This is a genomic window from bacterium, from assembly GCA_021159335.1.
Lineage (GTDB): Bacteria > UBP14 > UBA6098 > B30-G16 > B30-G16 > JAGGRZ01.
In genome coordinates this window covers 1-19720 of sequence record JAGGRZ010000152.1, presented here as the reverse complement: position 1 = coordinate 19720, position 19720 = coordinate 1, and the positions used below count along the sequence as shown (strand labels likewise).

The window sequence follows — 19720 nt, the reverse complement described above, 5'->3', positions numbered from 1 at the left end:
CCCCCTTTAGTTTTCCCAGCTTACCAACACTTTTTTCAGCCCTTCTCTTATTTTCTGGGATAAAGGTCCAGCTCTAAGAACCTTAAGCTCATTTTCGAGAACCTCTATTTTCCTCTCGAAATCGGGAACATCGTATCCAAGCGACTTAGCCACAGCGAGCCCGACAATGTTTCCCTCTAACATTGCGCTCGATGCTTCCTCAATGCCCGCTGCATCACCAGCAACATAAATGTTCTCCACGCTCGTTCTTAAGAACCTATCCCTCAAAGGCACATCGCCGCCAAGTTCCGGAACATACTTCATCTGTGCCCCCGCCTGGAATAAAAGCTCGAGGGTTGGCGTAAGCCCAACCGCAAGGCAAATAGTATCGACTTTTACCTCAACCTCTGTGCCAGGAATAGGGTTAAAATTATCATCAACCTTTGCTATTACAGCCGACTCTACTGACTCATTGCCATTTGCTCTTATTATTGTATATCTCGTCAGAATTGGGACCCCAAGGCGTCGAATTTTACTGGCATGAACCCAATAACCACCAATTTTGTCCATTATTTCTACCACAGCTGCCACTCTGACGCCAGCCTGAAGCAATTGATACGATACTATAAGCCCTATGTTCCCTGCGCCAACCATAAGCACCCTCTCGCCGGGCAGAATCCCGTAAACATTCATAAGCGTTTGCACCGCACCTGCACCATAAACCCCGGGAAGGTCGTTTCCGGGGAACGCTATCATCCGTTCGCTTGCGCCCGTTGCTATGAGAATTTTTTTCGGGCGGAATTTAAGCCATTCGGTCTCATTTCTAACGGCAGTGACAACACCATCCTCATAGATTCCAGCAGCAGTAGTGCCCGTCATGGCTGAAAAGTTTTCTCGCTGTGACAGTTCTTGAACGAGCTGCTCGCCAATAACGAAACCACGCGTGCCAGCACGCTCCATCTTTGAGCCAAAAAATTTATGGGTTTGTTTTATTAATTGCCCTCCAAGTTTTATGCTTTCGTCAATAACGAGCGTTTGAACCCCATATTCTGTCGCCGCCAGGGCTGCGGAAAGCCCAGCAGGACCACCACCTATAATCAAAAACTCGACATCACGAATCATTGCTCACCCCTTACTATTATATCATCTCTGCCCGGTCCAACGCCGATGTATCGTATCGGCACTCCTGCTATCTTTTCCAAAAATCGAATATAATTTTTGGCGTTTTCGGGCAACTCTTCGAACTTACGAACCGCAGAAATATCCATGCTCCAGCCGGGGAGCTCCTCGTAAATGGGTTCTACAGTTTCCATTTCCTCCGCTGTTACAGGTAGTTCGTCGCCATAATCGCGGTAATTAACAGCCACTTTGAGCGGCTCAATTCCGGAGAGAACATCAAGTTTTGTGAGCGCTATCTCCTGGACACCGTTTATCCTGGTTGAGTAACGAAGTATCACGGAATCGAACCACCCGCATCGCCGCGGCCGGCCAGTAGTAGAGCCGAACTCGTCGTAAAGATTTTCGCCAGTTCCTCTCAGCAATTTCTGTGTTTCCTCGTCAGCCTCTGTCGGGAAGGGACCATTGCCGACTCTCGTGCAGAAGGCTTTTGCGACTCCTATTATCGAATCAAACATTCTGATATCGATGCCGAGTCCCTCTGAAGCACCGCCGGCAGTAGTCTCCGAGCTTGTTACGAACGGGTATGTTCCCCAATTGAGGGATAACATAGTTCCTTGAGCGCCCTCGGCGAGTATTCCGCCGCGCTTAGCGACCTCATAAAGATATGCGCTCGCCTCAGTTATAGAATCCGCGAGTAACTCAGCGGAACTAACCAGCTCGTTCGCCACGCTTTCTGGCGAAGGGAAAGACACGCCAGCAGTCTTTTCGTATAGCTCCCCAACTTCCTTTAGCCATATACCAAGTCTCTTAATAAGATGTGCCTTGCCCAGCTTGACCTCACCTACTCTTATTCCTATTCTTGCGGCTTTATCGCGATACGCGGGTCCTATCCCCCGCCTTGTCGTTCCTATGGAACGCTTGGCTTCCTGGATTTCCTCGATAAGCTTATGGTAGGGCAACACAAGGTGAGCACGGGGACTTACCATTACTCTGCCCCGCCACTCAATTCCTTTACTTTCGAGTTCGGAAAGCTCTTCCACAAGCTGCGGCAAATCTATAACCATTCCAGCACCGAGAACGCACTTCTTATCGGGATGAAGTATTCCAGTGGGGACCTGATGGAGAACGAAACGCTGTCCAGCCACTTCGACTGAGTGCCCTGCATTAGCCCCGCCCTGGTAGCGAACCACTACCTCTGCATACGGAGTGAGAAAGTCCACAATTTTTGCCTTGCCCTCGTCGCCCCAGAATAACCCTACCACCAATTTGTTGCTCTTTTCCACCATGGTCTCTTAGCCTATTTAAAATACTGTTTCAAGCCTAAAAATCAAAATTATTCTATTAAAGAAAGCGCCGCTGCGACAACCTCTTCAGGCTTTATGAGCCTCATGCAATTGTGATGTCCCTTTGGGCACCTTTTATGTCCATGAGGTCCGCACGGTCGGCATTCGAGATTAACTTCGACTACTTTAGCCTTAGAAGCCAAAGGATAAAATCCCATTTCAGGGGTAGTTGGGCCAAAAATAGAAACCACTGGCACACCAGAGGCAGCCGCGATGTGCCCAGCACCGGAGTCGTTTGCTATGACCACCTCGCCAAAAGAGAAAAGCGCTGATGTAAATAAAATGTCGTTGTTCGTTGAAACGAATATTTCCCTGCCGATCTCTTCCGCTATGGAACGGCAAAGTTCCTTTTCTCCAATGGAACCCACGATGCCAATAGCATAGCCACTTTCCACGAGTTTTCTTCCTACTTCGGCGAGAAACGGGTACCGCTTCGTTTCCCAGGCACTTCCTGGCGCAATGAATATCAGCCTTTTGCCTTTGGGCGCGTTTTCGGAAAGAAACAGATGAGCCTGAATTCGATGGGACTCGGCAGGATAAAGCTTTGGCTGTGGTAATTGGGAGTATGCTATGCCAAGCGGAATGGCAAGAGCCGCAAGCCTTTTAGCTTCATGGTCAAAATTTGAAACATCAACTGTTTTAGTGTAAAGTATTTTAGCTGGGGAAGACTTAAAACCTATCCTTAAAGGTATCCTTGCCAGGAATGCTATTAATGCGCTGCGCCACCACCTTTGTGCCAGCAAAGCTGCATCATAATTTCTCGACTTAACAATCGGCACGATTCTTAATATGCCACCTATCCCCCGGTCTGCGCCGTTTTTGTCGAACAACAAGATATCGCTCACGAAGGGGTTGTTAACATAAATTTGGTGAGCCTTGGGGGTCGTCATTACCTCGACCTCGTTACCAGCTTCAGCGAGAATTTGTATGAGCGGTAGAGTCAGTATGTTATCACCTATCCACGCAGTCTGTATAACGAGAATCCGCATTTGACTCTTACTTTTCCTCGTAAACGAACACGACTCGCCTGTTCTTTCTTTTTGCCTCAGCGCTGTAGCTTCGGATTACCGGGTCCCGTTCGCCCATCGCTACAACCTCTATCTGCTTCGGATCAACACCTTCGTCTTTGAGGAATTGAATTATTTTTTCACCGACTTTTCGCGCTCGTCTTCTGTTGTAGGCGGGGCTTCCTTGAATGTCTGTATAAACAAGCATTTTAATTTTTCTTGCGGGATAGGCTCTCAGCCTTAAAGCCAGCCTTTGAAGTTTATTCAGTGCACTTGCGGTAAGCTCAAGATTGTCGCGGAAAAGGTTTTCTATCTCCTCATGCTCCACAGGGGGTATTTTGGGGCACCCGAACCTATCCACCTCAAAACCCGTGGGAGTGCCCGGGCACTGGTCTAAACCGTCGAGCACACCATCTTCATCGGAATCGCGCGGGCAACCTATAAGGTCCACCACTGCACCCGAAGGGGTATTAGAGCAAGAATCAGCATAATCGGGAACACCATCGTGGTCAGAATCAACGGGACAGCCTACCGAATCGACATTAATGCCCTTGGGCGTATTTGGGCATCTATCAACGCCATCGTAAACACCGTCGCTATCGCTGTCCTCAGGGCAACCAGTCGAATCAACGAGCGCAGCCAAAGGCGTGTTAGGGCACTTATCGATGCCATCAAAAACGCCATCAGCATCACTATCTAAGGCACAACCATTTTTATCTACCAAAGCTCCTTCAGGGGTTTTCGGGCAGCGGTCCAATCGGTCCACCACCCAATCGTGGTCCTTATCACTGAAACCAAGCTTTACCTCAAGCTTTAGCGCAATGCCAAATTTCGTTCCATCACTCTCAAATCCCGCAGTAGCCACACCAAAAGCCAACTTTGCCACAACGGCGCATGTCAAAAGATATGAACCACCAACGGAAACCTCGAAGAACGGTTTTTTATCGTTTTCGCGGAAAAAAACACCGCCACCAACATCAAGCTCAGTCGAAGCCCTTTTAGTCATAATTATCTTAAAGCGGGAGAGAATTTTAGGCGCTGCTATGAACTCATCGTTTTTTGCGGTTGCGACACCAGCACCAAAAGCCAATTTACTATCGGAATTGAACATAACACCTAAAGCAAGACAGGGGCTCTCAAGAACCCCTGCGCCAGCCTCGACTGAAAAGTAATCGTAGGCGCCCAAAAGGTTGATGACCAACGATAAGAGTATAAATGCTCGAATCATGGAACTAAAATTGCACTTTTATTGGCTCGTAAATCTCGGGGACTTTGCAATCTATTGGGCACTTTCTGCAGAAGTTTATGGCATCGCTGGTTGAACCCACTATGGAGCCGAAATGCATTGGTATGGCAAGCTTGGGTTTTATCGTTTTCGCCGCTTCTATCGCCTCAGAGACATTCATGGTGTATGTTCCACCTATCGGTAAAAGTGCTACATCTGCGTTGATCGACTTCATTTCTGGTATCAGGTCTGTGTCACCTGCATGATAAACTCTTACGCCATCCATCTCCACCACATACCCAACCCAGCCGCTTTCTTTGGGGTGAAATCTTTTCCCAATATTATACGCTGGGACAGCTTCAATTTTCACACCGCCTATTTCGATAGTATCGCCGGGTTTAACATTTCTCACATTACCCGACATTTTGCAATCGGAAGGGGCTACAATAACTGTGCTATCGCCGAGGATGCGCTTTATATCGTTCTGAGAGAAGTGGTCGAAGTGAGAATGAGTAACAAGAACAATGTCAGCAGGTGGTAATCCGGTTTTTATCTGGTAAGGGTCTATGTATATCCTCTTTACTCCCTCAAGCATGAATCCAGCATGTCCCAACCATGTTATTTCCATTTTTCCCCTCCTCTCCTTCTACTTTAATCCTCAGCGGACTCTTTTCACCAACCGGAAACCGATAAAATTTCGCCTTGTTTCGGGGGATTTTTTTGCTCTCGATGTAGTTCTGAGATTGTAGCCGGGCAAATCAATAGATGAAGTCGTTATGTAGCTTCCTCCGCGCACCACTTTTTCAGTGCCGGTCTCGGGACCCGTGGGGTTCTCGTATGGGGAGAAGCTGTAGTAATTAATATCGAACCAGTCATAACACCATTCCGCGACATTTCCCGCCATATCCATAACTCCAAACGGAGATGCACCATGTGGATACGAGCCAACGGGAGCGGTCAGACGATAGCCGTCATCGTAAGAATCCATGCCCCCATCAGCGCCTGATTTGTAGTTGCAAAATGTGCTGTCACCTCTGTAGAACTCATTTCCCCACGGGAATTTGAAGCCATCAGGAATACCATCGGAATTAATGTCCTCGCCCTCGTTTCCTCGCGCTGCGAACTCCCATTCAGCCTCGGTGGGAAGGCTTTTCCCCACGAAACGGGCATAAGCCATAGCCTCGTACCATGAAATTCCGGTAACAGGGTAATTCGGGAATTCCTCCCCAAGATGGTAGTCGGGATTGCCCCAGTTAAGGGGAGCATTTATGTGCTCTGACTCCTTCCACTTCCAGCTTACCGGGTCCCACCACTCAGGGTCATCGTAGCCGCCAGAAGCGATGAACTCGGCATACTGTGCGCATGTAACTTCGTACTTGTATATGTAATATTCGGATAGGTGAACGATGTGAACGGGAAACTCCTCAGCACCACCAATTCCCCACGAGTCACCCATATCAAATTCGTCAGCTGGAATGTGAACGAGTGGTGCATGGTCATCATGAGGTATCGGGACTTCCTCCGTCGTCACGGTTACTTTGTTGCTCTTAAGCGGTTCACCACCGAGAGGTAGAACATAAACCCTGAAGGAGTATGTCGATGTGGGGGCTAAATAGTCAACAAGAAGTGATGTATCACCCACAGTTCCTATTTCAGCGACCATGGAATCGGTCGAATCAACGGTTGCACCAGAAGCCATGTAAACCCGGTATCTGTAAAACACACCGCTCGTGAATCGCTTCCACACAAGATAAACATTGTGAGAACTCTTCTTTGGGGCATCGAGCCTGAAATCGGAAGGTTCCTCAGGAAGTTTCGCGAACACAGTTACTGACGCGCATGCACTGTCACCATCATTATCGAAAGCACATGCCACGATTAAAAGATTGCCCGTATCCGATGAGTCAGCCACGGAAACCTGGTACGGAGACGAGGTTAGCGTTGCCAAAGTCTCGCCGTTGACCATGAAGACCACCGAAACAACGCTATCGTCATCGGTAGCCTCCACCGTTATATCAAAAGGAATGAACACCGTATCGCCATTGTGCGGAGCCGTTATACTTATTTCTGGCGGTTTGTTTTCCTCTCCCGATGGCGGCTTTTTCTTCTCGCATCCTGTAAAAATAAGCCCGAAAGCGATAGCGATAAGCAATACCCTGGCTGGTTTCCTCATTAAATCCTCCCTCCGTTGTTAACATTCAAAATATACGCTCTGATGCCCAAAAAACAATTCAAAATAAGGTTACATCGGAATCGCGGGGTACATTAAAGGGAAAGTCCGAACATGCAGATGCCGTACTTCCTGATTTATTCTCTGCGTGGCCCTATGTTTTCTTGCTTATGTTATTTTCAATCCAATCTGCAGCTCTGCGAATTCGCGCAACAACTTTCTCCCTGCCAAGAATGGCGAGCATCTCGAAAAGACTCGGTCCCATCCTAAGCCCTGATACAGCCACTCGTATGGGGTGAATTATCTTACCCGCACCAACGCCAACCTTTTTGGCATACCCACGAACCACCGCTTCGATGTTCTCCTCCGTCCACGGCTCCAAATTTTCGAATTCTTGGGCGACCTCACGAAGCCAAAGTTCTACACCGGGCTTGAAGCTTTTCTTAACTCCCTCAGGGTCATACTGCGTCGGCTCGCGGAAGAAGAAAAATCCGAGTTCTCGCATGTCAACAAGGGTTTTTAGGCGTTCCTGCATGGCTTTACTAACTTTTATCAGATAATCGCTGTCACAGGGATTCTCGTCAGTGCAAAAACCCCACTCTTTGTAGAATGGCATTAATCGCTCGGTAAGCTCTTGGGGAGTGAGCATCCTTATGTATTCGCCATTCATCCAGCGAAGTTTATCGAAATCGAACACGGATGCAGCCGTATTTATTCCGCCTATGTCGAAACGCTTTATGAGCTCGTCTTTCGTGAATATTTCGGTGTCGTCCTTTGGTGACCACCCCAATAACGCCAGAAAGTTAAACATTGCTTCGGGAAGAATTCCTTTTTTCTGGAACTCTATTATCGATGTCGCACCGTGACGCTTTGAGAGCTTTGAGCGGTCTGGACCGAGAATCATTGGTAGGTGCACGAATTTTGGTGGCTCCCATCCGAAGGCTGCATAAAGAAGAACATGTTTCCCAGTGCTTGGTATCCACTCCTCAGCGCGCATAACATGCGTTACTCGCATGAGATGGTCGTCGACTATATTAGCAAAGTGATATGTTGGAAAGCCATCGGATTTTATGAGAACTATGTCGTCAAAAGTTGAGTTTTCGAAACATATCTCTCCTCTCAGCTCATCACGAAAGCATGTTTTCCCCCACAAAGGCATTTTGAACCTCAAGACTGTATTAGGGTCAGCAGGGTCGCTCACCAAATTCCGCTCTCTGCAATGGCGGTCATACATTGGCGGAAGTCCCTTTTCCATTCGCTCCTTCCTAACGCGCTCAAGTCTTTCAGGCGAGCAATCGCAATAGTATGCTTTTCCCATCTCGACAAGCTTCCGCGCAAACTCATGATATATTTCTATCCGCTGGGACTGAAAATACGGACCGTATTCACCATCCACCTCTGGTCCCTCGTCCCAATCGAGTCCAAGCCATCTAAGCCCAGACATTATAGCCTCAAGAGCCTTAGGGTCATACCGCTCTCGGTCGGTATCCTCTATTCGCAGGATAAATGTTCCGCCGTGATGGCGCGCGAACAACCAGTTGAAAAGCGCGGTTCTTATGTTCCCAACATGCGGAAGTCCCGTTGGTGATGGAGCGAATCTTACCCTTACCATGTTTACCCCTTGATAGAGTTCGAAACTATTATTAACAACGAAACACTATAAAGCAATTACTTTTCACCGAATCGCATAAAATGCACGCTCGCCCTGTTTGATTGCTAATCAAGTTAATTTTACTATTTTAAGCTTATGGAACTTGAGGCGCGCGACATCCATGTTGACTTCGACGGGAAAGAAGTGCTTTCTGGGGCGAATCTGACTTTAAGAAAACCGGGAGTGGTTGCGCTTTGTGGCGAAAACGGCAGCGGCAAAACTACCCTCTCTCTTGTCCTTGCGGGGATAATAAAGCCGGAAAAAGGAACAGTCAGGCTGGACGGTCTGAATCCATTTGATGACAGCACAAAATACAAATATCGTCGTCACATAGGCTATGTTTTCCAGAATCCAGAAGACGGTTTCGTTGCAACCGATGTACGCCGCGAGATAGCCTTTACACTAGAGAACCTGGCGCTTCCCAGGGACGAAATAATAGCACGAGTCGATAGGGCAATGGAAACTTTCGGGCTAATGCCTTTTGCTGATCGGTCGCCGCTTGAGCTTTCTGGTGGAATGAAAGCACGAGTCGCCATAGCAACTGCCATAGCGTCAGGAGCCGATTTTCTCATTCTTGATGAACCCGAAGCCTACCTTGATTACAACGGTATAAAGTCACTCTTTTCCGCTATAAGCGAAATAAGAAACACAGCGGGTATTCTTCACATCACACAGCTCCATAAAGCTGCGCAGAACGCGGATAAAGTCTTAGTTCTAAAAGATGGAAAACTTACAGAACCAAAAAATATTCCTCTATGTGCACTTGAGCTTCCCAAAATTGAGGCAGGACGAAAGAGCGACGAAATAGCATTAGCTTTTGAAAATGTTGACTTTAGCTATGTTGAGGAGTTAGTGCTAACCGATATTTCGCTGGTCATAAGGAAGGGCGAACTCGTGGGTCTCGTTGGTGCGAGCGGCTCCGGAAAAACCACGCTGGCACTTTTGGCTGCGGGAATCCTTAAACCATCGTCGGGTAGGATAGAAAGTTTCGGGCGAGTAGGTATCGTCATGCAGTTTCCAGAGATGCAATTGTTTGCCAACACTGTCTGGAACGATGTTTGCTACGGTCCGAAGGTTCTTGGGCTGAACAACCCGAAAAAGAAAGCCGTCGATGCGCTTGAATTGGTCGGTATCGACGAGGAACTATGGAACTTGTCACCTTTTGAGCTTTCCGACGGTCAGCAAAGGCTTGTCGGCTTGGCAGGAGTTATTGCTACAAACCCCGAGATATTAATCCTTGACGAGCCATTCGCTGCGCTCGACTCAAAAACCTGCGGAAAAGTTCTAAAAATTATCGCAGAGCTAACCAAGAAAAAGACCACAATAATACTCATAACCCATCGCACGGACATATTAAGCAAAACGGCACACAGAGTAGTGGCACTTAAGGCTGGGAGAATATCTTACAGTGGAAATGCTAACGAGCTCTTTGGAAGCATCGAACTTTGCGAAAAACTTGGCATAGCCCCACCATCTTTTTGGAGCAACAATAGTAAAGAAAATGTGATACTGAAATAGCTTCGCAACTTACATTTTGTAATCTTCAAAATTTCTTGATTTAATTAGAATTGCGCTAATTATCTTGACAAATTTCTAAAGATATCTATACTTATTTTTGATATAAATTAAGTTCGGAGGTTTATACCATGAAATATAGGCGATTGCTTGCTTATTCCGCCCTTTTTATTTCAATAATTACATCAATAATATTTTTTGGCTGTCAACAACACGGTAACCCTTATCCACCGGGACTTTTTGCTGTCTGGAACATAGATTCGCTTTACGCTATACCCGACCCTCTTCGAGCCTCAAGATACGACAACAAAGTTTGCGCACATGTAGTTGACTCAAAAGGCAATCCCATGCCCACGAGCGAGGCAGTATTTTTCAGCGCTGTTATAAATAACGAGCCCATGGATTGGCAGGAAAGCGCCTCGCCAAACGAGAAAGGCACCGCATGCGTTTATCTTAGCCTGGTTGGAGTCGAAATACCCGCCGAAAGCACCATCATAGTTATCGCCAAAGCTTACGGGCGCGAGGAATACAGCAAAAGCAAGATTTTTCGCATAGTAGGTCCTGACTACTCTCCTCCGGCGCAAATAAGGCTCGTTCTCCGCCAGCCGATATATTCTGGCAGTGGCGATACTGCGTGGATTGATGTTATAGTCACCGACAGCGCTGGTGGACCAGCACCTGGAGTCAAGGTGGGGTTCAGTGTAGAGGCTGGAACCGCAAGATTAAATAAAAGTTCGCTTACCACCAATTCGGACGGTATGGGGCTTGTGGGCGTGGTCGAGCCAGGACACCCAGAGACAACCATAGTAAAAGGTTACATAACATCGGATCCATCGATTAACGATACTGTTCATGTGCCCATAATAGAACCAATAGCATCAAGCATAAGACTTTCTGTTGACCCTGATACCGCCATAGCCAACGGCAGGGATACGATAAAAATAACAGCCTTCGTTACAGTAGGAGAATCGCGCCTTCCTGCACCTGATGGTATGCCAGTATGGATATGGGTTGAGCATGGACACCTTTTCGGAGTAAGATGGCTTAAAACACCATTTGGGCTGATAAGTAGACGACTGGAATCGAAACGAAGCAGCTTTGCGGGACCAGAATCCATACTCGTCTATACGGTCGATGGTCAGGCTAACGCATTTCTTCAAGCTGATTACACTATAGGGCGCGTGATGGTGGTTGCCCGAGCGAATCCGCTTGCCGATACTGCTTATGTCCGTTTTCTTCCCGGACCACCCGCTCACATAGACCTCTACGCAGAGGATACTATACTTACAGCCAACGGCGCCGACAACACCATGATATCCGCGATACTGACGGATCAATTTGGCAACCGCGTCAGCGCAGGCTACCCGGTAGCATTCAACGCATCGTCGGGAGAAGTTTATCCCGAGGTTGCCTATACGAACGACACGGGAGTGGCTACAGTTCGTTACACGGCAGGGTTTGTCCCGGGCGAAGTGGACATAGGAGCATCATACGGGACTATAGCCGCGCACATGACCATATATCTTACGAGTTCCATACCACGGCACATCGACCTTTCAGCCACACCAACTATCATAACTGTCGGTAGCGACAGCGCGATACTTCTTACCGCAACCGTTTCGGACTCGAATTTCCGTCCTGTTTCAGACGGTACGCCAATAACCTTCTGGGCTGAGGACGGCACATTCAGGTCTACCCCAAGAGCAACCAGATTCGAATCACGCTACATAACGCACACCACCGACGGGATTGCGACAGTCTATCTAAACCCCTCAAACCTCGCCCACGATGTCCTCGTAGCTGCATCAGGGTTCGACTCGTTGGGCAACCTTACCGCTACTGATACGATAACTGTAAAATTCGTTCCGGGAGCGCCGTTCAGCGTTAATGTGTGGTTCTCCCGGGACACGATATGGGCCAATAACTCAGACACTACAACAGTTTACGCGCAGGTTTTCGACCAATTTGGCAATCACATAGACGGTGGTAACACGGTAACATTCTCTGCACCAACGGGTTCGCTTTACACATCGACTGCGCTTACCGACACTCAGGGTATAGCGTGGACCATATTCAGAAGCGGGAATGTCGCTGGATTGTGGAACATACAGGCATCCTGCGGGGCAGCCAGCGGAGTCGGGAGCATATACCTTAAAGGAACAATACCCATGCACATATCGCTTTTCGCATCGTCCATGTCGATACCAGCCAACGGAACATCCATAGATACACTTTCCGCACAGGTTCTCGACTCAGCCTACGGTCCGGTATCGGACGGCACACCAATACTTTTCAAGACTACTGCTGGGAATTTAGTCCCCATAGGCGTTTCGATGGCTTTTGTCGATTCATTATCATCAACGACGAGAGATGGCTATGCAAAAGTCTTGCTTCGTTCCGGCACAGTCGCCGGATGGGACACAGTAGTTGCTGAGGCGAAATCAGCGGGTGGTGCCGTGATAGCAGATACGCTTCTTGTGGACTTCACACCAGGGCCACCATATTCAATAAATGTGACGGTAGTTCCGGAAACGATTTTTGCTGAGACCACCGCAACAGCCGATGTTTACGCGCAGGTTTTCGACTCATACGGGAACCATCTGAGGGCGGGTACTTCGGTAAACTTCACGATAACAGACGGCACGATAACCTCTACAGCTATCACCGATTCACTGGGCATAGCCCACGCTGTGGTTCACGCGGCAAGATATCCTGTAACGGCAAGAATAACTGCCCGAACTGGTGCTACAGTTGAGGGGACAGCGAACATAACATATATCCCATGCCCCGTTGCGACTATAATTCTTTCAGCAAGTGCGGATACAGTAAGAGTAGCTCAAAATCTCGATATCGTGGCGAATGTTTACGATTCAACCGGCGGCATAGTTTCGGATGCCGTGCCAGTTTCGTTTAGCGCAAGATATGGCACCATCACACCACCAACGGCATTCACTATTGCTGGTGCAGCTAACGCCGTGTTCACAGCCGCCACAGTTGCAGTGCCCGACACGATAATAGCCACTGTTAGCGGAATAGTATCCGACACACTCGTTATCGATGTTAAACCTGGCGAGGTAGCACGAATCGAGGTTTCCTCGGACCGCGACTCGCTCCCAGCGGATGGACATTCAACGGCAAACATTACGGCTCAACTCTTTGATGCTTACGGTAACCATCTTCTCTCCGGGAACACCGTATCGTTTGATGCTTCGCTTGGGACTTTGATACCAACATCTTCAATAACAGACTCCCTTGGCATAGCGAGAACACGTTATCAAGCTGGAACCTCGACCGGACTTGACATAGTTCGCGCGACATCAGGCTCAGCTATAGGACAGAAAGAGCTGGTTTTATACGGTCCTCAGCCATATTTAATGATTCTAACCGTTAATCCCGACCAGATAAGACTTGGTGGGGATACAGCCAATATTTTAGTCGAAGTTTACGATTCGTTCCTTTCGCCGATCATAGACGGCACGGTAGTGAATCTTAGGTCCCTCATGGGAACCATAATACCACCCATGGCCACCACAGTCGACGGCAAAATAAACGCCATCTACATTCCCGATACACTCGTTGGCATCGACACCATAATAGCTCAATGCGGGGTTCTGGCTGACACGCAGATCGTAAAAGTTAACGCCGGGCGGTGCAGAACTATCACCCTTTCAGCAGTTCCTGAAACCATCGCGGCTGATGGCTATTCACGCTCGAGTATAACTGGAAGGTGTTACGACGCTTACGGTAATGCATTGCCGGAAAACATTCCTGTTCAACTCTCCACTACTTTGGGAAGCGTTATATCACCTGTTCTTACTGACGAAACAGGAGCATTCACAACAACGCTTACGAGCAGCGAAGTTATAGGAAGAGCCACAGTAACAGCTACATGCGAAGATGCCATCGAGGCTGTGGATGTATGGTTTGTAACCTCCGATGTGGCTTACATAATAATAACAGTTACCCCGAGCGTTCTTACGGCTGATGGGACGAGTACAGCGAATGTTACCGCTGATGTCAGAACCTCGTCAGGAGAACCGGTTCCGGACGGCACGGCCGTTAGTTTTACCGCCACCATGGGGACTATAACCCCTATAGCACTAACGAGCGGTGGAATAGCCACCGCAACACTTACAGCTCCTGAATCAACGGGGATAGGCTGGGTATATGCTAACTGCGTTGGACACTCGGACAGCGCGCGGGTGGAATTCGTTCCGGGTGAACCGCAGATGATAGTGCTTTCAGCAAGCCCAGACACAATACCTGCAGATGGTGTTTCACAATCTATTATTACTGCTCGGGTTTACGATGCACATTCAAATCCCGTTGGAAGAGGAGTAAGAGTTAATTTCTCGACTGATCGTGGAATTTTCGACTATGACTATGGCTTTACCGACAGCACCGGTACTGTAACGATGACATTAACGAGCGTGCGAAACGCGGGAATCGCTCATATACGCGCTACATCAGGAAGCGCTGAGGCAACAGTTGAGGTATATTTTGCGCCGCTTGTGGCAGCAAGGATTATAGTTCGAGCTGATTCAACGCGACTTCCAGCAGACGGTATCTCGACGACCCGGATAATAGCCACCGTCCTCGATAGCAGCGGTTCTACTGTGCCAGACGGCTCCCCAGTGTCATTCACAACATCATTGGGGGTGATAATTCCACCAACGGCATATACTGACAGTGGAGATGCTATATCAACTCTCCGCGCGCCAACGACAACAGGTATCGCGGAGATAATTGCCGATGCAGGAGGAGGTGTTGTTGGAACGACCTATGTCGAAATAGTCCCCGGACCACCAGCCAATATAGTAATGTCCGCTGACCCGACTACAATACCAGCTAATGGAACGACAACATCCGTCATAACTGGCACTGTTTACGATGCCTTCGGCAATCCTATAGGCTTCGGCCACGAAGTAAGATTTTCAACCGACCCGCTTATGGGCAGCGTTGACAGCGTGGCTTATACCGATTCTTCAGGCAATTTTACGACTACATTTCATGCCGGTATCCGCTCAGGAACGGCATTCATCATAGCCAATTGCGGCGCCGCAGTGGGAAGAGTAGCTGTCGACCTCATACCGACCGATGTAGCCAATATCTCGCTGACGATAAGCAGGACAACCTTGATAGCCAATCAGATGGACACAGCAACGGTCTTTGGAACAGTTTACAACGCAGCCGGAATGCCCATAACAGACCGAACACCAGTACATCTTGAGGTGCACGGTGTGGGCACAGCAGCAGGTGATAATGGATTCGTGCTACCGGCAATAGCATACACCGACAGCGGAAGATTCAGCGCACAATATCGGTCCGGAACTTTAGCCCAAACAGCATGGATAATAGCGTTTGTGGACACTATAATAGATTCAGTCATGGTAAGGCTTATTCCTGGCGAGGCTGACTCCATTGAGCTTACAATAATCCCGTCATCAATACCAGCCGACAGCTTCTCTACTGCTGCGGTGACAGCGAAGCTATACGACGCTTATGGTAATGCTTTAGGGGCAGGGGTTGCGGTCAATTTCTCGATAACGCTCGGATCTATATCACCTGCCACAGCACTGACAAATTCCGCAGGCAAGGCGTATGCTACAATAAGAAGCAGCCGGGAAGTAGGCATAGCAAGAGTTACGGCTCGTTCAGGTTCAGCGGTAGGAAGCGCAGAGATAGCATTCACCAGAACTGACGCCGCGATGGTATCGGTCACTGTGGAACCCGCATCAATCACTGCTGATGGCGTATCAATGTCCATGGTGCGAGCTTTCGTCATAGATTCGCTTGGAAATCCTATATCGGATGGAACTCCCGTTACATTTGAGCTCGTCGTAGACACATTGACTGGCGATACGCTGGGGACTCTTCTGCCAACAATCGGGCTTACAGACAGCGGTTACGCTGCAGTGCAGTTCAGAGCGGGTACGAAAGTCGGAATAGCAAGAATCAAAGCGTGCGTCGATACAGTTTGTGGCTATGCGGATATAACGCTCACCGCAGGACAAGCTGACTCAATGGTTCTTACCGTCGAGGATACCATCTTGCCTGCCGATGGTGTGAGCATAACAAATGTTATCGCAACAGTTTACGACAGGTTTGGCAATAGCGTTGGTGCTGGCAGAACCGTAACATTCGGCGCACTGCTCGGTACCATAAACCCAACGAGCACAAACACTAACTCCTCAGGGATTGCTTATGCCATGTTCACAGCAGGGACGACACCGGGCACGGCGAGGATAACCGCCTCGTGTGAGGGGGCATATGCTACCGCGGATATAACGCTAACTCGCGAGCAACCTGCGACCATACTTGTCAAAGCTGACCCGCCACGAATAACGGCCGATGGTATTTCAACAAGCACGATAACTGCGCGCTTACTCAACAGCAGAGGTGAATTAGTTGGCGATGGTCTTCCAGTTATTTTCCATGTTAGAGATACGCTTGGCAACCCATTCGGGACCATAGACACTATCGCCACCACATCAGGAGGAGTAGCTACGGTAACGCTTACTGCTCCCACCACAAAAGGACGCGCTATAATAACCGCAGAATATCGCACCACAACGGACACGATAATCGGCTCAACGGACATTACTTACATCTCGGGGGCACCAGCGACCATTGAAATAATAGCAATACCGGGAACCCTGTATGCCGGCTCCGATGCTAATGCGGAAGTAAGAATAGTCGTGCTCGATGTTTACGGCAACATCGTCGACCCAGCGCAAAGCGTTTCAATAAGCACTGATTTAGGTTCAATAGTCCCGACTACGGGCTTTACTGGTGACACTATAATCTGTACATATACCGCTGGTTCTACTGTTGGCAGAGCAACTATAACGGCTACCTGTGGCGGTGTTACTGGCACCGCATACATATGGCTGATACCACAGAATGTAGCCATTCTCAGCATTTACGCTGACTCGATTTCGTTAGTAGCTGACGGTCACTCGTCGACGGGAATAAATGTTTACGCTCAGGATTCTACTAGCAGCGCGGTCGCGGACAGCACGCCCATTTTCCTTTCGTCCTTCGGTGGCGTTATTAGCCCATCGGTAGTTTTAACATCAGGGGGCTGGGGGAACGCAACTTTCACAAGCGGAACATCCGCACCAGAGACAGCCTTCGTAGCCGCCGTTGCTGGCGCTGCCACGGACACGGTATTCATAACATTGCGTCCGGGACCTCCCGCAGAAATAATTGTCGTTCCAGATACCGATGTATTGGTGGCTAACGGCACGGACACCACCAGAGTGCGAGCCTACATAAAGGACGCCTACGGAAATTGGGTGGAAACAGGATTAACAGTAGATTTTTCCGCCACAAACGGCTACATAACCCCAACGGACATAACCCACGCCATGGGTGACACAACGGGATACGCGGATGCCATATTCAGAGCAGGCACCGCACCCGGCATAGCAATAATAACTGTAAACTGCGGTGGGGCAACCGGTCAGGCAAGAATAACCTTAACTCCAGCTGACATAGGCGAGATACAGGTTTTCGCGGACTCCGCGGAACTCCCCGCTGACGGAAGCTCAAAAACGAGGATTTACGGTTATGTCAGGAACACATCGGGCGGTCCCATAGCCGATAGCACCGTGGTAACATTAACCATATCGCCCGACACGATGGGCGTAATGAGGAAAGGGCTCGCGCGAACTTCAGGAGGGGCATTCGCCGACACATTCGTCGCGGGAATTCGAGCGGGCAACGCATGGATTATCGCACAGGCCGGAACGATGCGGGATTCAGTGCTTATAAGGCTTGTTGGCGGACAACCTTATACTATAAGAATGACTCCGCAGCGGGGCATGATACCAGCCGATTCGGTATCAACTGATACTATCGGCGTTGTAGTGTTCGACCGCTACGGCAATAGAGTCGGTTCGGGCTATACTGTTAATTTTACCACCAGCCTTGGCGAGGTTTTCCCCGCATCTGGAGTTACCGACACCATGGGTAGCACATTTGTTTTCATCCGCTCAGCACGACAAACGGGTTCAGCGTTAATTCGCGGGACATGCGGTAGCGCACACGGAGAATGCACCGTAATGCTTACAAGCACGACACCAACTACCATAATGCTCACATCCTCCGCATACACTCTTACCGCAGATGGTTCCTCTACTGCCCAGCTTACTGCGATGGTATATGATACGAGCGGACATCTCGTAAGCGATGGTGTTCCGATATTCTTCATTGTTAGTGATACATCACTTGGCGATGTTATGCCACGGGTTTCATACACATCGGGGGGTGCTGCTACCGCCACATTCAGAGCCAAAACCAAGCGTGGACTTGTAACCATACGCGCGCTAAGCGATTCCGCTCACTACGATGAAGTCACAATACTCCTTCAGGCGGGCGAACCAGCTACGATAGTCATGACAGCTACCCCAGAAACCATATCTGCGAACAACATCGATCAAAGCGAGATTGTAGCGCAAATATTTGATTCATGGGGGAATCCGGTGTCTGCTGGGTTAACAGTTAACATAAGCGCGACTCTTGGGGACATGGTTTTCACCACGCTCGTCACGGACGACAGCGGAAGAGTTTACGATTGGCTTAAAGCGGGCTTAACCCCTGGAATGAGCCAGGTTACTGCGTCGTGCGGCGCGGCAAGAGGCGTTACTCAGGTTTACCTGCGACAAAGCCAGATAGGAACGATAAATCTCACCGCTAACCCAACGCAACTCACCGCCGACGGAACCTCCAATTCCATTATTACCGCAACGGTTTACGATGTTTCGGGTTCGCCTGCTACTGAGAACACAAAAATCTACTTCTGGTTCCAGCCACCCGGGATGGGGACGATAATCTCTCCACGATTCACCTCGGGCGGGAATGCAGTAACCAACTTCACTGCAGGAACTGATGTTGGAGACGGCTATGTCTGGATTTTCGCAGGGGACACTCTTCCGCCAGGAACAACTGTGCTGGACTCCACTTTGATAACGATAGTCCCTGGACCCGCAGCAAACATGATATTGTGGGCTGACTCAAGCCACACCCCGCCGGGCACGCTTTTCGCCAACGGGATAGATAACACATATATTTTCGCTCGGGTTACCGACGCGTTCGGCAACATAGTTCCAGCAGGGCAGGCAGTAACATTCACCACCACGCTTGGAGAATTTGTGCCGAGCAATGTAGCATACACGGACACATCGGGGATAGCACGCATTCAACTTCGCGCAGGTAACACCACAGGAAATGCGGTCATAACAGCAACTTGCGGGGATGCGTATGGGTTCACTCAAGTAACCATGATTCCTACACCCGTCAGAACTGTCGTTCTCGATGCCGACAAACTAATGCTTACTGCCGACGGAGTGGACAGCACAAGACTTCGCGCTATAGTCTATACTGTTGGCGGTGGTTATGTATCTGATGGCGTTATGGTCCACTTCTTTACTGACAGCGGTTATGTTAGGCCCATGCCCGCAACCAGAACCACAACGGGCGGTGTGGCCGAAATAATGATCCGCGCCGATACTATAGCTCGTCCGAGAGTCAGGGTTTATGCGTATGCGGAGAGTGATACCAGTGTATCCGATACCGCCAGCATAACATTCACTCTTCAGCCAGGGCCACCGGATAGAATCGTGGTCGACCCGGAAGCCACAGATAGCGCGACACTACCCGCCGATGGCACATCGCGGACTTACATAGATGTCTGGGTCTACGATAGAT

The 19720-nt window shown here is 49.2% G+C and carries 9 protein-coding genes; 2 read left to right on the top strand and 7 right to left on the bottom strand.

Annotated elements, in window-relative coordinates; translation table 11 throughout:
* Nucleotides 1-6: 6 nt before the first annotated feature.
* From J7J62_08360 to J7J62_08330, 7 genes are all read right to left on the bottom strand, one after another.
* Complete coding sequence (locus J7J62_08360; GenBank protein ID MCD6125167.1) at nucleotides 7-1101, bottom strand: FAD-dependent oxidoreductase; 1095 nt, start codon at nucleotides 1099-1101, stop codon at nucleotides 7-9.
* Nucleotides 1098-2384 carry an adenylosuccinate synthase gene (locus tag J7J62_08355; protein MCD6125166.1) on the bottom strand — a complete coding sequence of 429 codons (1287 nt, stop codon included), beginning with the start codon at nucleotides 2382-2384 and terminating at the stop codon, nucleotides 1098-1100. The genes J7J62_08360 and J7J62_08355 overlap by 4 nt, the downstream gene beginning before the upstream one ends.
* A gap of 47 nt (nucleotides 2385-2431) precedes the next feature.
* Nucleotides 2432-3430, bottom strand: a complete 999-nt coding sequence (gene waaF / locus J7J62_08350) for a lipopolysaccharide heptosyltransferase II (protein ID MCD6125165.1) — start codon at nucleotides 3428-3430, stop codon at nucleotides 2432-2434.
* Nucleotides 3431-3437: 7 nt separating this feature from the next.
* Nucleotides 3438-4676 carry an OmpA family protein gene (locus J7J62_08345; protein MCD6125164.1) on the bottom strand — a complete coding sequence of 413 codons (1239 nt, stop codon included), beginning with the start codon at nucleotides 4674-4676 and terminating at the stop codon, nucleotides 3438-3440.
* A 4-nt stretch (nucleotides 4677-4680) separates the two neighbouring features.
* On the bottom strand, nucleotides 4681-5301 hold the full coding sequence (locus J7J62_08340) for an MBL fold metallo-hydrolase (GenBank protein ID MCD6125163.1): 621 nt from the start codon (nucleotides 5299-5301) through the stop codon (nucleotides 4681-4683).
* Nucleotides 5302-5331: 30 nt separating this feature from the next.
* The gene (locus J7J62_08335; GenBank protein ID MCD6125162.1) at nucleotides 5332-6846 is read right to left on the bottom strand and encodes an SUMF1/EgtB/PvdO family nonheme iron enzyme; all 1515 of its coding nucleotides are present in this window, start codon (nucleotides 6844-6846) and stop codon (nucleotides 5332-5334) included.
* A gap of 151 nt (nucleotides 6847-6997) precedes the next feature.
* Nucleotides 6998-8455, bottom strand: a complete 1458-nt coding sequence (locus J7J62_08330) for a glutamate--tRNA ligase (GenBank protein ID MCD6125161.1) — start codon at nucleotides 8453-8455, stop codon at nucleotides 6998-7000.
* Nucleotides 8456-8590: 135 nt separating this feature from the next.
* Here J7J62_08330 and J7J62_08325 point away from each other — a divergent pair, with 135 nt between their 5' ends.
* Together J7J62_08325 and J7J62_08320 are read left to right on the top strand one after the other, a co-directional pair.
* Nucleotides 8591-10012, top strand: a complete 1422-nt coding sequence (locus J7J62_08325; GenBank protein MCD6125160.1) for an ATP-binding cassette domain-containing protein — start codon at nucleotides 8591-8593, stop codon at nucleotides 10010-10012.
* A 128-nt stretch (nucleotides 10013-10140) separates the two neighbouring features.
* The coding region (locus tag J7J62_08320) for an Ig-like domain-containing protein (protein MCD6125159.1) at nucleotides 10141-19720 on the top strand (9580 nt) is incomplete at its 3' end.

What these genes read in the sequence shown, in the direction of transcription:
- J7J62_08360 (MCD6125167.1), bottom strand. Translation starts at nt 1,101, where the DNA reads ATGATTCGTGATGTCGAGTTTTTGATTATAGGTGGTGGTCCTGCTGGG.
- J7J62_08355 (MCD6125166.1), bottom strand. Translation starts at nt 2,384, where the DNA reads ATGGTGGAAAAGAGCAACAAATTGGTGGTAGGGTTATTCTGGGGCGAC.
- waaF (MCD6125165.1), bottom strand. Translation starts at nt 3,430, where the DNA reads ATGCGGATTCTCGTTATACAGACTGCGTGGATAGGTGATAACATACTG.
- J7J62_08345 (MCD6125164.1), bottom strand. Translation starts at nt 4,676, where the DNA reads ATGATTCGAGCATTTATACTCTTATCGTTGGTCATCAACCTTTTGGGC.
- J7J62_08340 (MCD6125163.1), bottom strand. Translation starts at nt 5,301, where the DNA reads ATGGAAATAACATGGTTGGGACATGCTGGATTCATGCTTGAGGGAGTA.
- J7J62_08335 (MCD6125162.1), bottom strand. Translation starts at nt 6,846, where the DNA reads ATGAGGAAACCAGCCAGGGTATTGCTTATCGCTATCGCTTTCGGGCTT.
- J7J62_08330 (MCD6125161.1), bottom strand. Translation starts at nt 8,455, where the DNA reads ATGGTAAGGGTAAGATTCGCTCCATCACCAACGGGACTTCCGCATGTT.
- J7J62_08325 (MCD6125160.1), top strand. Translation starts at nt 8,591, where the DNA reads ATGGAACTTGAGGCGCGCGACATCCATGTTGACTTCGACGGGAAAGAA.